Origin of the sequence: Nocardia flavorosea NBRC 108225, assembly GCF_001613385.1 — a bacterium.
Lineage (GTDB): Bacteria > Actinomycetota > Actinomycetes > Mycobacteriales > Mycobacteriaceae > Nocardia > Nocardia flavorosea.
Genome location: NZ_BDCG01000008.1, coordinates 83,650 through 97,591 on the forward strand (window position 1 = coordinate 83,650; position 13,942 = coordinate 97,591).

A 13,942-nucleotide genomic window follows, 5' to 3' on the forward strand; every position below is an offset into this window, starting at 1 on the left:
CCGTATGCGACGCCGCCGTTTCCCTCCCCACCCGACGTCGCATTCACGCCGAATTGATGGTCACGAGGTAGTAACGAACTGGTCTCGGATGCGGTAGTCTCGACGGCGAAGGTCACGGCCGGGCAACGAGTCCGGCCGGGGCCGCAGGCTTGTGGTTGAGATGAAGGGCTTTGAGCACGTGGGGCGTCACCGTAAACAACAACCTGCCACTGTTACCCGAGGTTCGGTTATCGCACTCACCGGTTTGGTACCGGCGGGTGTAGTGGCCACCAATGCCGCAGCGGCGATGGCCACCGATCCCACCGCGGCCTCGGTCGAGATGCATATGTCCGCCGTGGGCGCCGCCCCCGGTCGGGCCATGGCGCCCGCCTCGTTCGACGACACGGTGATGCACGCCATGGCCAAACAGTCCCCGGAGGCGCCGGTCGAGGTGAAAACGGTTGCGCTGGATCCCAATCGGGCCCGTAACGACCTCCCGGTGGCCGCATCGGGTATCCCGGGGATCGCCCAGGACGCCTATCTCCAGGCCGAGCAGATCCTGGCCGACGAGAACCCCGGCTGCAATATGTCCTGGACGACGCTGGCCGGTATCGGCCGCGTCGAATCCACCCATATGTACAACGGCAAGGCGGACGCCGACGGTAACGCGCTGTCCCCGGTGTTCGGTCCGGCGCTGGACGGCAGCCTGGCGGGCAACAATGTCATCCACGATTCCGACGGTGGTGCGCTCGACGGCTACGGCGGCTATGACCGCGCGGTGGGCCCGATGCAGTTCCTGCCGGAAACCTGGACACATTACGCGGCCGACGGCAACCGCGACGGGATCTCCGATCCGCAGAACTACTACGACGCGACCCTGACCGCCGGTAAATACCTGTGCTCCGGCGATCTGGATATGAACGATCCCGCCCAGCAGACCAGGGCCATCCTGCGCTACAACAACTCGATGGCCTATGTCGCGAACGTCATGGCCTGGGCCCAGTCGTACAAGACCGGGATCGCACCCCAGCCCGCGGAACTCCCCAAGATCTGACCGTGAAACGTAGCGTGTGAGCCCAGTTCTTCAGAGCCGAGACAGCGCATCAACAGCTTCGCGATCAGGGCTCGAGGGGTTTGTGTCGGTGTTGGTTGTCACCGTGCGCGGGTGCAGCTTCGGTACAACTTCCGCGTCTACCCGACGCCGGGTCAGCGGGTCGCGCCGGCGCAGGCGTTCGGGTGTGCGCGAGTGGTGTACAACGGCAATCTCCGTGCCCGCGAACATGCGCACGCGGCCGGGCTGAAGTTGTCGGATACCGAGGTTCAGCGGCGGGTAGTCACGGACGCCGAACATACTTCGGAGCGGTCGTGGCCGGCCGGGGTGTCGTCGGTGGTTCTGGTACAAGCCTGCCAGGACGCGCGGGCGGCATATCGGAACTGGTTCGACTCATTGTCGGGGAAACGGAAGGGCCAAAGACTCGGCAAACCGCGGTTCCGGTCCCGGAAGGATAATCGCCAGGCGATTCGGCTTACCCGCAACGGATTCACTCTGCGGGCGAATCGGAAGCTGTACGTGGCGAAGGTCGGCGAGTTGAAGGTGGCGTGGTCGCGGGAGTTGTCGTCGGTCACCGTTGTCAAGGATTCGGCGGGCCGGTATTTCGCGTCGTTCGTGGTCATGATCGACGATCGGGCCTTGCCCGAGGTCGACTCAGAGGTCGGTATCGACCTCGGTCTGGCGACGTTCGCGGTTCGTGGAGGACTTGAACGTGAAGGGTCTCGCACGGACCCGCCCGGCGAAGTCGGTGCACGATGCCGGGTGGGGGATGTTCACCCGGCTGTTGGAGGAGAAAGCCGTCCGGTACGGCCGTACCTTCGGCAGGGTGGATCGCTGGTTTCCCTCGACCCGGTTGTGTTCGGTATGTGGGCTGGTCGGAGACGCCAAGCCGTTGCATGTGCGGGAATGGACGTGCACGTGTGGTGTTGTCCACGATCGTGACTTGAATGCTGCTCGCAATATTCTCGCCGCAGGGCTTGCGGAGAGTCGAAACGCTTGTGGAGGGGCGGTAAGTCCGGCCGCATAGCGGACGGCACACCCGGTGAAGCAGGAACCTCAGGGCCGCGAGGTTCGGGAGGAAACCCGACCGTCCACGGCCGGGAGGAAGTCAAGGCACTACCATCGGCAGCATGCCAGTGGTAACGGAAGCGGAGGTGCGGGGCGCCCTCGCAAAGGTCGACGACCCGGAGATCCGCAAACCGATCACCGAACTGGGCATGGTGAAAAGCATCGGGATCGATCCGGACAGCAATGTTCATATCGAGGTCTTCCTGACCACCGCCGGATGCCCGTTGCGCACCGAGATCACCCAGCGGGTGAGTACCGCGGTCGCCGATGTGCCCGGAGTCGGTGCGGTATCGGTCGAGCTCGATGTGATGAGCGACGAACAGCGCACCGAACTACGCAAGCAGCTGCGCGGCGATTCCGCCGAACCGGTGATCCCGTTCGCCCAGCCCGGTTCGCTCACCCGCGTGTACGCGGTCGCGTCCGGAAAGGGCGGGGTCGGTAAGTCGAGCGTCACGGTGAACCTCGCCGCCGCGCTCGCCGACCGCGGCCTGTCGGTCGGGGTACTGGATGCCGATATCTACGGCCACTCCATCCCGCGGATGCTCGGCACCGATGCCCGGCCCACCCAGGTCGAGCGGATGATCATGCCGCCGGTCGCGCACGACGTGAAGATGATCTCGATCGCGCAGTTCACCAAGGGCAACACCCCCGTGGTGTGGCGCGGCCCGATGCTGCACCGCGCGTTGCAGCAGTTCCTGGCAGATGTGTTCTGGGGCGATCTGGACGTTCTGCTGCTGGATCTGCCGCCCGGTACCGGCGATGTGGCGATCTCCATCGCTCAGCTGATCCCGAACGCGGAGATCCTGGTGGTCACCACCCCGCAGATCGCCGCCGCCGAGGTCGCCGAACGCGCAGGCGCCATCGCCTTGCAGACGCGGCAGCGGATCGCCGGGGTGGTGGAGAACATGTCCTGGCTGGATCTGCCCGACGGCAGCCGGATGGAACTGTACGGCTCCGGCGGTGGGCAGGCGGTCGCCGACCGGCTCACCCGCGCCGTCGGCGCCGAGGTGCCGCTGCTCGGCCAGATCCCGATCGAACAGGCGGTGCGTGAGGCCGGCGACGAGGGTACGCCCATCGTGCTGCGCGATCCGGACAGCCCCGCCTCTGTCGCCCTGCGCGCGGTCGCCGACAAGCTCGCGGTCCGCCGCCGGGGCCTGGCCGGTATGTCGCTCGGCATCGATACGACTCGTCACCTCTGAAACACTCGGCTTCCGGCACCGATCGGCGAGTTACCCGGACGTCGCGGCAGCCCGGCCGGAAGGCTGAGCCGCCTCGTTGTCACTGCCATGCGCTGGGCCTGCCGCGAGTTCACCCGGCCGGCCACGATCGAGGGCAAACTCGGCGGGCAGGGCGACCCGCGAACCTTGTCGGCGGGCACACCTAGACTCGGCCCATGCTCACCCTGCTGCTGTACGTCTCGATCGTGGGTTTGGTGGCCACGGTGTTGTTCCTGCTGGCCGGTGCGCTCTTCGGCCGGTCGGAGGAGCTGGGGCCACTACCGGAGGGCACCACCGCGACGATTCTGCCGGTGGAGAATATCTCCGGCGCCGATGTGCGGGCCCTGCGGTTCCAGCAGGTCGTGCGCGGGTACAAGGCCGGCGAGGTCGATTGGGCACTGGCCCGGCTGGCCGCGCGGATCGATGAACTACAGGCCCAGCTCGCCGAAGCACAGTCCGCGAGCACCGGTGCGGCAACAGGCCAGGACCGCTCGTGACCGCCACCGATACCCTGGTTCGCTGCCCGTGGTCGGTCGATTCCCAGATCTACCGCGACTACCACGATCAGGAGTGGGGCCGCCCGCTACACGGCGACGACGCCCTGTTCGAGCGGCTGTGCCTGGAGGCCTTCCAGTCGGGGTTGTCCTGGATCACTATTCTTCGCAAACGCCCCGCGTTCCGGTCGGCGTTCGCCGGATTCGTGATCGACCGGGTCGCCGAATTCGGTGATGCCGACCGCGAGCGACTGCTGGCCGATCCCGCGATTGTGCGCAATCGCGCCAAAATCGATGCTTGTATCGCGAATGCGAAAGTCGCCCGCGACCTCGATACCGGCCTGGACGAACTGCTCTGGTCGTTCGCTCCGCCACCCCGGCCGCGCCCCCGCGAAATAGGCGATATTCCTGCGGTGACGCCCGAATCCACCGCACTGGCAAAAGAATTGAAGCGGCGTGGTTTCCGCTTCGTCGGGCCGACCACCGCGTACGCGCTGATGCAGGCGACCGGAATGGTGGACGATCATCTGTCCGAATGCTGGGTCGATACCCGGCACACCGGCCTCGGCTGACCGGTCACATTTGGACGTCGAGTATCCGCCATCTCCTGCGATAGGGAAGAATGGATCGGGTGCGGTCCGTCGCCTCAACCGGCGGACCGCCCGGTTGGTGACAACCGGAGATCCGAGCAAGTGCGCAGCATACCGCGCAGATCTGGAGGGAGCAGAGGATGGCGGCCATGAAGCCCCGTACCGGGGACGGTCCCCTCGAGGCAACCAAGGAAGGTCGTGGGATCGTTATGCGGGTTCCGCTCGAGGGTGGCGGGCGTCTGGTCGTTGAACTCACGCCCGACGAAGCCGCGGCATTGGGTGACGAATTGAAGAGTGTCACCGGCTAGCGATACCGCCGAGGAATCGGCGCTGGCCGCGGTCGCCGAGGTACTGAGCTGCCCCGTATGCGGCCGCGGTCTGGATTTCGGCGGCCGGGTGCTGCGCTGCGAACTCGGCCACAGTTTCGATATCGCCCGGCAGGGTTATGTCAGCCTGCTCGCCGGCGCCGCGACCAAACTCACCGGTGACACCGCCGAGATGCTCGAAGCACGCGCCGCTTTCCAGGGCACCGGATTCTTCGAGCCGATCGCCGCGGCGGTGGCCGAAGCAGCGATGGCCGTGCGGGATGCCACCGCACCGCCTCCCGGTACCGAGGTGATCGCGGATATCGGCGCAGGCACCGGTTATTACCTGGCGCATGTCCTCGATGCGCTGCCCACTGCCCGTGGTATCGCGCTGGATATCGCCAAACCCGCCGGCCGCCGCTGCGCCCGCGCGCATTCCCGCGCCGCGGCACTGGTGGCCGATGCCTGGCGTGGCCTTCCGATGCAGGACCACACCCTGACGGCGGCGCTCTCGGTGTTCGCACCGCGGAACCCGGCAGCCGTCGCCCGTTGCCTCGCGCCCGGTGGCCGGTATTTCGTGGTGACCCCTACCGTCCGGCATCTGGCGGAATTGATAGGCCCGATCGGAATGGTCACCGTCGACCCCGATAAAGAGCGGCGTCTCGCCGACGGGATGGCCGGCCTGTTCACCCGGGTGGACAGTCGCGCGGTCGAGTATTCGATGACACTGACCCGCGCCGATATCGCCCACCTCGTGGCGATGGGGCCCTCCGCCCACCACACGGCGGCCACCGGCGCCCAGCTACCGGAACCTTTCGAGGTGACGGCATCGGTCACGGTGAGCACCTATACCGCGATACCTGCGGCGGCCGGTACCGGTTCTCACCGCGACGCATAATCGACTGTGAGAACCGGGCAATCGCGCTGCTACACAGGGCAATCCAGTTGCGACATCGGCCTGACCGCCGGGTAACGCCGGCCTGATGTGCTTGGTGCATGCGGATACCGACATTCGGCAAGAAGACAGCCACCCCCACCACCATCTTCGACCGGATCGGCGGATACGAGGCCTTGGAAGCCGTCGTCGCCGATTTCTACACCCGGGTCCTCGCCGACGACGAACTCGCCGGTTTCTTCACCGGGACGAATATGTCCCGGCTGCGCGGCAAGCAGGTCGAATTCTTCGCCGCGGCACTCGGCGGCCCGGATCCCTACACCGGTGCACCGATGAAGCAGGTACATCAGGGCCGGGGTATCACCCGGCAACATTTCGACTCGGTGGCCGGGCATCTGACCGACGCGCTCACGGCCGCCGGAGTGGACGAGGAGACGGTGGGCGAGATCATCGGGGCGGTGGCACCGCTTGCCGATGACATCACCTCCGGAGGTGCTTCGACCTGATCCGGCTGGGCCCCGGCGCGTACCGGTAGCCGCAGAACGTCGAATGGCACCGACCGCGGGCTCGGCTCAAGGTTTCGCCACCGTGCGGTAGACATTCAAGGTCTGTTCGGCGATCCGGCACCAGTCGAACTCCGCCCGCGCACGGTCGCGGCCGGCGGACCCGAGTTCGGCGGCGCGTACCGGGTCGCCGGCGAGCTCGTTGATCGCGGCGGCCAGCGCGTGCTCATAGGCCGCGGTTTCACCCGCGTCGAAATGCACCAGCCGCCCGGTGCCGCCGTCGGCGACCACCTCGGGGATACCGCCCACGTCGGAGGCGACCACCGCCGTAGCGCAGGCCATCGCCTCGAGATTGACGATCCCGAGTGGTTCGTAGACCGACGGGCAGACGAACACCGTGGCCGCGGCCAGCAGCTGGCGGATCTGTTCGGTGGGCAGCATCTCGCGCACCCAGAAAAGGTTGTCGCGCTGCCGGTGCAAACCGGCCACGGCGCTCGCGACCTCGGCCTCCAGTTGCGGGGTGTCCGGGGCGCCGGCGCACAGGACCAGCTGGATCTCCGGGTCGATCTCCCGCGCCGCGGCCAGCAGATGACCGACGCCTTTCTGGCGGGTGATCCGGCCGACGAACACCGCCAGCGGGCGGTCCGCACGGACCCCCAGTTCGTCCAGGATCCGGCGGCTGCCGGGCGCGGGCGGACCGGGGTACCAGACATCCGCGTCGATCCCGTTACGCACCACGTGCACACGGGCCGGGTCCAGGGCAGGGTAGGCGTCGAGGACATCGCGGCGCATCCAGTCGCTCACCGCGATCACCGCATCGGCGTGCTCCAGCGCGTTACGCTCCGACCACGACGACAGCCGGTATCCACCACCGAGCTGTTCGGCCTTCCACGGCCGGCGCGGTTCCAGCGAATGCGTGGTGACCACATGCGGGATCCCGTACAGCGTTGCCGCGAGATGCCCGGCCAGCCCGGCGTACCAGGTGTGCGAATGAACCAGGTCCACCGCGCCCACGGCGTCGGCCATCCGCAGCTGCGCCGACATCATCTGCAGAGCCGGATTGGCCCCCGCCAGCGCCGGATCCGAATCGTGCACCCGGGCCGCCGCCCGCGGCACACCCATACAGTGCACGGTCACCGTGCTCATCCGGCGCAACCGGGCCACCAGTTCGGTGACATGCACGCCCGCCCCGCCGTATACCTCGGGCGGATATTCCCGGGTCAGCACGGCCACCCGTAGTGGATCACCCGCCGACGACCCGGGCGCGGCGTCCGCACCGCTGGAACCGAAACTCACGGATTCACGGTAGCCGCCGAGCGGCCGATATACCCCGACCACCTGGTTCGGTAGGTTTGGCATTGTGAGGAGCCAGCCGCACGTACTCGGAATCGTGCTCGCCGGTGGCGAGGGCAAGCGACTCTTTCCCCTGACTGCCGACCGCGCCAAACCGGCCGTCCCGTTCGGCGGGGCCTACCGCCTCATCGACTTCGTACTGAGCAATCTGGTCAATGCCGGTTTCCTCCGGTTGTGCGTACTCACCCAATACAAATCCCATTCCCTGGACCGTCATATTTCGCAGACCTGGCGGCTGTCCGGTTTCGCCGGTGAATACATCACCCCGGTGCCCGCCCAGCAACGGCTGGGGCCACGCTGGTACACCGGTAGCGCCGATGCGATCATGCAGTCGCTGAATCTCATCTACGACGAGGATCCCGATTACATCGTCGTGTTCGGCGCCGATCACGTCTATCGGATGGATCCCGAGCAGATGGTCACCAGCCATATCGATTCGGGCGCCGGAGTCACGGTCGCCGGTATCCGGGTACCGCGCAGCGAAGCGAGCGCTTTCGGCTGTATAGATTCCGACGAGTCCGGGCGTATCGCCGGCTTCCTGGAAAAACCGGCCCATCCGCCGGGAATCCCCGACGACCCGAATGCGACCTTCGCCTCCATGGGCAACTATGTGTTCACCACCAAGGTGCTGGTGGATTCGATCAAGGCGGATGCGGAGAATTCCGATTCCGATCACGATATGGGCGGCGATATAATTCCGGGCCTGGTCGCCGCGGGACAGGCCGCCGTCTACGATTTCGCCGATAACGATGTTCCGGGCGCCACCGACCGCGATCGCGGCTACTGGCGTGATGTGGGCACCATCGACGCCTTCTACGAGGCCCATATGGATCTGGTGTCGGTGAACCCGGTTTTCAACCTCTACAACCGGCACTGGCCCATCCGCGGCGCCGCCGAGAACCTGCCGCCCGCGAAGTTCGCCCGCGGCGGATTGGCCCAGGAATCCATTGTCGGGGCCGGCAGCATCCTGTCGGCGGCTACGGTCCGCAATTCGGTGCTCAGCGCGAACGTGCAGGTGGACGAGGGGGCCACGGTCGAGGGCAGTGTGCTGATGCCCGGCGTGCGGATCGGGCGCGGCGCGGTGGTCCGGCGCGCCATCCTGGACAAGAACGTGATGGTGTCCGAGGGCGAGATCATCGGAGTGGACCAGGAACGCGACCGCAGCAGGTTCGCCATCAGCCACGGCGGTGTGGTCACCGTCGGCAAGGGCACCTGGGTCTGATCCGGCCCCCGCACCGCACCGCACCGCCCGGACACGGAATCGAAGCGGCAACGGGCTGGGCGACCGCGCGCCCGATAGCCACCGCCACCGGCGACAGCGGCGTGTACGGGACGATGTACGCGCCCCGGAAAACCGGGCGCGGCATCCAGGCTCCGCACCGACCGGCGACGTCCCGCCGAGGCCCGGGCCGGCCGGGGTCCGCAGCACACGGGGATCGTCGGCGGGCGGGTGGTATTCGGTTCCGGCCGCCCGGATGCGCTCGGCGCGCCGGGTACCGGACGCGCAGCGGCGGCCGTGCCTCCGGTCGCGATAACCGGACACACGGCCGCAGCCTTCACAAATGTCAGCGCACGTCCCGTCCGCGCAGCCCGGTCAGTCCGACGACCAGTAGCAGCGCGGCGAACGCCGTGACGAGAAGCGTGGGAGTGACGCTGTACTCCACGCCCGGCACTTTCGGTGCGTGACTGAACGGCTCGAGATTCCGCAACCATTGCGGGGCACCGGAGATGGAACCGAGCAGGAAGACCGCGATCGCGGCGGTCAGCAACCCCCACGCCACCGGCGTCCAGCGCGGCACCAGCCCGAACAGCGCGACCGTCACCGCCGCGAAGAACCAGATCGCGGGCAGCTGGACCAGCGCGGCCGCCAGCATTGCGGGCAGTGTCGCGCCGATATCCCCGGCCGCGATCCCGTAGGCCAGCCCGCCCAGCAGGCCGGCGGTCAGCATGATCACCACCGGGCCGCCGAGGGCGAACACCAGATGCGAGGCCACCCAGCGGATCCGGCCGACGGCGCCACTGAGCACCGATTCGGCATGATGGCCGTTTTCCTCGGCGAACATCCGCAGCGCCGCCGAGATCGCGTAGGCCGCGCCGGCGATCCCCAGCATGGTGAACGCGTAGCTCACGAACGAATCCTCCAGCGAATCGGTACCCCCCATCCGGGTGATCAGATCGCGCAGCGTTTCGTTGCTGCCGAAACTGTCGCCGATACCGTTGACGACACTCCCGATCACCAGGCCGTAGAGCCCGACCCCGATCCCCCAGCCGAGGAGCGCACCGCGCTGCAACCGGACCGCCAGGCCGAAAGGTCCGGTCAGGGCGGGGCCTGCGGCGGCCGGCCCGAGCCGTTCGGTGAGCAGGCCCGCGCCGATATCGCGACGCCGCAACAGGGCGAAGGCCACCGCGACCGTCACCGTCAGCAATGCCAGGTGCAGCAGCAGCACCCACCAGCGGTCGCCCGCATACGGCCGGACCTGCAGCGACCAGCCCTGCGGCGACAACCACGTCAGCGGGTTGACCGGCCCCGCGCCGGCCTGCGCGTCACCCACGGCACGCAGGGTGAAGGTCACCGCGAGCGTCGCGAACGCCAGCCCGCGAGCGAGCCGGGCACCCGAACAGACCTGCGCGGTCACCGCGGCAACTGCCGCGAACACCATGCCGGACCCGGCGAGCGCGAGCCCGAAGGCCAGCGAGCCTGCGGCCGGGACTCCTGTCGCTGTGAGGCTCGCCGCCCCGATGAGACCGGCCAGCAGCGCACCACCGAGTGCCAGCAGTAGTGCGGCCGTCAGGCTCGCGTACCGGCCGACGGAGGTGGAGGCCAGCACTTCGGTGCGACCGGATTCCTCTTCGGCCCTGGTGTGCCGGATCACCGTGAGGATGGTGGCCACGGCGATCAGAGTGTGGAACATCCCGGCTTTCCAGATCCCGACAGCACCGGTGGAGGTGTCGTAGACGGGCCCGTACATCGCCAGCTGCGCCGGGCTGGCCAGGATCGTGGCCGCGAATGAGGCGCGATCGGCCGCAGTCGGATACACCGATTCGATACTGGCCACATATACCGACCCCAAGGGCACCGACAACAGCAGAATCCACAGCGGTGCGACGATCCGGTCGCGCCGCAGGTAGAGCCGAAGCAACCGGAGCGTGCCGGTGAATTCGGTGCCCGCGGAGGTCGTATCGAAGATTCTCGGCCGGGCGCCGGCTACCACCGTGGTCATTTCCGTACCTCCTGCAATTCACCGGATTCCCGGCCGTTGACCGAGTAGTGCCGCATGAACAGCTCCTCGAGCGTCGGCGGCCGGCTGATCAGGCTGCGCACACCGGTATCGCCGAGTATGCGGATCAGTTCGGCGAGGTTGTCGCCATCCACCTGGCAACGCAGGATGTGATCGTCCAGGCTCACATCCGCCACCCCTGGTAGCGCCGCGATATCGCCGGGATCTCCGGTCAGTTCCGCGGTGATGGAGGTGCGGCTCAGATGCCGCATGGAGTCCAGGGTGCCGCTTTCCACCGTGCGCCCGGACCGGATGATGGTGACCCGCTCGCACAGAGCTTCCACCTCGGACAGGATGTGGCTGGACAGCAGTACGGTGGCACCGCGTGCGGCCGCCTCGGCGACGCATTCGCGGAATACCTGCTCCATCAGCGGATCCAGGCCGGAGGTCGGCTCGTCCAGCAGGAGCAACCGGGCATGTGAGGAGAACGCGGAGACGAGCGCGACCTTCTGCCGGTTGCCTTTCGAGTACGTGCGTGCCTTCTTACGGGGGTCGAGCTCGAACCGTTCGATCAGCTCGGCCCGCCGCGAGGTATCGAGGCCGCCGCGCATCGATGCGAGGAGGTCGATCGTCTCGCCACCGCTCAGCGACGGCCACAGGGTCACATCACCGGGAACGTAGGCGATTTCGCGGTGCAGCGATACCGCGTCCGTCCAGGGGTCGCGATCCAGCATCCGTACTTCGCCGCTGGTACGTGCCAGCAGTCCGAGCAGGATCCGGATGGTCGTGGATTTCCCGGCGCCGTTGGGGCCGAGGAAACCGTGGATCTCGCCTTCGGACACCTCCAGATTCAGTCCGTCGAGTGCGCGGACCGGCCCGAAATGTTTGTGCAGATCCCGGATCTCAATTGTCGAAATCATCGAATCTCCTTGTAGACATACGAATAGAAAGAGGCGAGAAGGTGTGTGCACATGGCTCGTTCGGCCGCTGTGCGATATATCGCAATCGGCAGCCGACCGGCCGGTTCCCGCCGCCGCACGGGGCCCGGATCGCCTACGGCACCGGGCTCCGGCCGCAGCTAGTCCCGCAAGGTATCGGCTGGTTTCTCCCCCGGTGCAGCAGCCGAATCGTCCGCGGCGCCACCCGGATTTCCCAGCGGAGCGCGGACCGCGTCTTCCGCCGATCCGGTGGCCGGTTCTGCTGCGGACTCTGCCCCTGCCGCACGAAGTGCATCCACCATCGAGGGATCGGTCAGCAGGCCTTCGGTGTAGATCTCGAGGGCGGGCAGCATCATCTGGTCGGCGTAATCGCGAAGCGCCCGGCGGTAGTCGATCGCCCCGTCCGGCGGAGTATGCGTTTGCAGGAACAGCAGCAGGCCGCCGCCGTTGACCGTGGCCAGATAACGCGCCATCGCCTTCAGATCCTGCGGTTTGCGCACCACACCGGAAGCGATCCCCGCCTCCAGGTACTGCTCGACGTCGGCGACCATGTGCTCGAACAACGCGCCGGCCAGATCCCCGCCGGCCTGGAAGCTGCGCATCATATAGGCCATGAACGGGGCGAACTCTTCGATCTCGGCCAGCTGCTGCAGCATGTTCCCGGCCGATGGCTGGTTCATGAAGTTCATCTTCGCGTCACGGACCACTCCCCGTACATAGTCGTCGCATTCGCGACGCAATCCGTCCTTGGACCCGAAATGGTGGTTGACCAGCCCGGGCGATATTCCTGCGGCCTTCGCGATAGCCCGCACACCGATGCCGAAGCCCTGTTCTCCGAACAGGGCGAGGGCTGCGTCCCGGATACGTGCCCGGGTGGTCAGATCATCGCTTGAACGCATGTTCAATACATTAAACACTTGTTCAATCAGGGTGCAAGGGGTCTGCCCGTAGAAATTTCGTCAAGAATCGGTTCACGCACGGCACAACTCCGCGAACCCACCACGAGAACACCGAAAACCGCACTACCTGCAACTACAGCCAGCCGCCGGGCACCCCGAGAGCAGACGCGCACGTCCGGTCGGCACACCACGCCGTCAACAGCCCGAAACACAACCGCCGACGGCGGCGAACCGCAGGCGCCGTGCCCGTCCCAACCGACTGCCCGTTGCGCCACCCGCGATCACCTGTCCGCCACCGTCTCGTGCCGCGGACCACGACCAGGGGATATCGGCCGCAGGCCGAGATGAACACGGCACCGGCGGAGAATCCGAACACTCGGACCTGCGGCTCGAGCAGGCCCGACACCGCGGGCCGGCGAGTATCGCGGCGCGTTGCGCAACAGCGCCGAAGCAGAACCGGAAGCGAGAGCGAAACCGCGTACGCCGGCCGCCCCCTGTGATCCGGCCGGCGGACCATATTGCGGTGTTCGCAGCGGGGGCGCGAGCCCGGGAGACGCTTACCCCTTCGATGCGCAGAGCAACCCGTCGCCCAGCGGAATGAGCACACTGGTCAATCCCGGATCCTCGGCGATGAACCGGGTCGCCGAACGCACCGCCTGCGTGGCGGCGTCCCGATGCGCCACATCCGGGACCCGCCCGCCGAGTAGCGCATTGTGCAGCAGGACCGCACCTCCGGGCCGCAACAACCGGACGGCCTCGGCGATGTACTGCGGATGCTCGATGGGCGCGCCGTCCACGAAGACCAGGTCGTAGGCACCGTCGGCGAGCCGGGGCAGCACGTCGAGCGCGCGACCGTTGATCAGGCGGGTTCGCGCGAGGGGGATTTCCGCCGCACGGAACGATTCCTTGGCGGCCCGCTGATGTTCGGGCTCGGGATCGATGGTGGTCAAGGTGCCGTCCTCGCGCATACCGTCGAGCAGCCATAGCCCACTGACCCCGGCACCGGTCCCGACCTCTACCACCGCCCGCGCGTCCAGCAACTGCGCGTACATACTGAGGAGTGCGCCGACCGACGGCGGCACCGGGGCCGCACCGAGTTCGGTGGCCCGCTCGCGGGCGCTGATGAGTACCTCGTCCTCCACGACGGATTCTTCGACGTAGGCGAGATTTCGCTCCAGGTTCGATGCCACGCACTCGAGGCTATGCCAAACGTGGCGAAGCTGGTCGCAACATTCTCAGGTGTCCCTCAGGATACCCACACCCGTCCCACACGGGAACAGGGAAGAGTAGGCCCCACGCAAGACCAGCCGACCGAATGCGGCGGCCGGGAACAACGGAGTACGACCCAGCTGTTGTAACCGGTGAAGGTGGCCCGTGAACCGGGCCACTCTTCCGAGCCTACGCCTCGGTCCCGATCAAGGAGGTCGTCACC

14 protein-coding genes and 1 pseudogene are annotated in these 13,942 nt (G+C 67.1%); 10 read left to right on the forward strand and 5 right to left on the reverse strand.

Going from position 1 to position 13,942, the window contains the following annotated elements; translation table 11 throughout:
* The first annotated feature begins 178 nt into the window (after positions 1–178).
* The 9 genes and pseudogenes from NFL01S_RS08475 (at position 179) to NFL01S_RS08505 (ending at position 6,105) form a co-directional block, all read left to right on the forward strand.
* Positions 179–1,033 carry a lytic transglycosylase domain-containing protein gene (locus NFL01S_RS08475; RefSeq protein WP_062973743.1) on the forward strand — a complete coding sequence of 285 codons (855 nt, stop codon included), beginning with the start codon at positions 179–181 and terminating at the stop codon, positions 1,031–1,033.
* Between the two features lie 111 nt (positions 1,034–1,144).
* Positions 1,145–1,219, forward strand: a pseudogene (locus NFL01S_RS36795) (helix-turn-helix domain-containing protein); the annotation flags it as partial.
* A gap of 559 nt (positions 1,220–1,778) precedes the next feature.
* Positions 1,779–2,057, forward strand: coding sequence for an RNA-guided endonuclease InsQ/TnpB family protein (locus NFL01S_RS36800; RefSeq protein WP_245670576.1), 279 nt, complete (start codon positions 1,779–1,781; stop codon positions 2,055–2,057).
* A 103-nt stretch (positions 2,058–2,160) separates the two neighbouring features.
* Positions 2,161–3,297, forward strand: coding sequence for an Mrp/NBP35 family ATP-binding protein (locus NFL01S_RS08485; protein ID WP_062973207.1), 1,137 nt, complete (start codon positions 2,161–2,163; stop codon positions 3,295–3,297).
* A gap of 194 nt (positions 3,298–3,491) precedes the next feature.
* Positions 3,492–3,812 (forward strand): DivIVA domain-containing protein, encoded by a 321-nt coding sequence (locus tag NFL01S_RS08490; protein WP_062973209.1) that lies wholly within the window; start codon positions 3,492–3,494, stop codon positions 3,810–3,812.
* Complete coding sequence (locus NFL01S_RS08495) at positions 3,809–4,381, forward strand: DNA-3-methyladenine glycosylase I (protein WP_062973211.1); 573 nt, start codon at positions 3,809–3,811, stop codon at positions 4,379–4,381. Before NFL01S_RS08490 ends, NFL01S_RS08495 begins: the two co-directional genes overlap by 4 nt.
* A gap of 158 nt (positions 4,382–4,539) precedes the next feature.
* A complete protein-coding gene (locus NFL01S_RS34235; protein WP_064484472.1) occupies positions 4,540–4,707 on the forward strand; it encodes a DUF3117 domain-containing protein in 168 nt (55 codons plus the stop codon).
* Entirely contained in the window at positions 4,694–5,602 is a 909-nt protein-coding gene (locus NFL01S_RS08500) for a putative RNA methyltransferase (protein WP_084492517.1), read from the forward strand. The genes NFL01S_RS34235 and NFL01S_RS08500 overlap by 14 nt, the downstream gene beginning before the upstream one ends.
* A 98-nt stretch (positions 5,603–5,700) precedes the next feature.
* Entirely contained in the window at positions 5,701–6,105 is a 405-nt protein-coding gene (locus NFL01S_RS08505) for a group I truncated hemoglobin (protein ID WP_062973213.1), read from the forward strand.
* A 66-nt stretch (positions 6,106–6,171) separates the two neighbouring features.
* Here NFL01S_RS08505 and glgA read toward each other — a convergent pair whose 3' ends face one another.
* Positions 6,172–7,398, reverse strand: coding sequence for a glycogen synthase (glgA, locus tag NFL01S_RS08510; protein ID WP_062973747.1), 1,227 nt, complete (start codon positions 7,396–7,398; stop codon positions 6,172–6,174).
* A 64-nt stretch (positions 7,399–7,462) separates the two neighbouring features.
* On the opposite strand from glgA, the gene glgC reads away from it, so the two are divergent.
* Complete coding sequence (glgC, locus tag NFL01S_RS08515; protein WP_062973215.1) at positions 7,463–8,677, forward strand: glucose-1-phosphate adenylyltransferase; 1,215 nt, start codon at positions 7,463–7,465, stop codon at positions 8,675–8,677.
* A gap of 343 nt (positions 8,678–9,020) precedes the next feature.
* Here glgC and NFL01S_RS08520 read toward each other — a convergent pair whose 3' ends face one another.
* From NFL01S_RS08520 to NFL01S_RS08535, 4 genes are all read right to left on the reverse strand, one after another.
* Positions 9,021–10,676, reverse strand: coding sequence for an ABC transporter permease (locus tag NFL01S_RS08520; protein ID WP_157116373.1), 1,656 nt, complete (start codon positions 10,674–10,676; stop codon positions 9,021–9,023).
* Positions 10,673–11,593, reverse strand: a complete 921-nt coding sequence (locus tag NFL01S_RS08525) for an ABC transporter ATP-binding protein (protein WP_062973216.1) — start codon at positions 11,591–11,593, stop codon at positions 10,673–10,675. Before NFL01S_RS08525 ends, NFL01S_RS08520 begins: the two co-directional genes overlap by 4 nt.
* A 158-nt stretch (positions 11,594–11,751) precedes the next feature.
* Positions 11,752–12,510 (reverse strand): TetR/AcrR family transcriptional regulator, encoded by a 759-nt coding sequence (locus NFL01S_RS08530; protein ID WP_063915890.1) that lies wholly within the window; start codon positions 12,508–12,510, stop codon positions 11,752–11,754.
* A 557-nt stretch (positions 12,511–13,067) separates the two neighbouring features.
* The gene (locus NFL01S_RS08535; protein WP_062973218.1) at positions 13,068–13,700 is read right to left on the reverse strand and encodes an O-methyltransferase; all 633 of its coding nucleotides are present in this window, start codon (positions 13,698–13,700) and stop codon (positions 13,068–13,070) included.
* Positions 13,701–13,942: the final 242 nt, after the last annotated feature.

What these genes read in the sequence shown, in the direction of transcription:
- NFL01S_RS08485 (WP_062973207.1), top strand. Translation starts at nt 2,161, where the DNA reads ATGCCAGTGGTAACGGAAGCGGAGGTGCGGGGCGCCCTCGCAAAGGTC.
- NFL01S_RS08490 (WP_062973209.1), top strand. Translation starts at nt 3,492, where the DNA reads ATGCTCACCCTGCTGCTGTACGTCTCGATCGTGGGTTTGGTGGCCACG.
- NFL01S_RS34235 (WP_064484472.1), top strand. Translation starts at nt 4,540, where the DNA reads ATGGCGGCCATGAAGCCCCGTACCGGGGACGGTCCCCTCGAGGCAACC.
- NFL01S_RS08505 (WP_062973213.1), top strand. Translation starts at nt 5,701, where the DNA reads ATGCGGATACCGACATTCGGCAAGAAGACAGCCACCCCCACCACCATC.
- NFL01S_RS08520 (WP_157116373.1), bottom strand. Translation starts at nt 10,676, where the DNA reads ATGACCACGGTGGTAGCCGGCGCCCGGCCGAGAATCTTCGATACGACC.
- NFL01S_RS08525 (WP_062973216.1), bottom strand. Translation starts at nt 11,593, where the DNA reads ATGATTTCGACAATTGAGATCCGGGATCTGCACAAACATTTCGGGCCG.
- NFL01S_RS08530 (WP_063915890.1), bottom strand. Translation starts at nt 12,510, where the DNA reads ATGCGTTCAAGCGATGATCTGACCACCCGGGCACGTATCCGGGACGCA.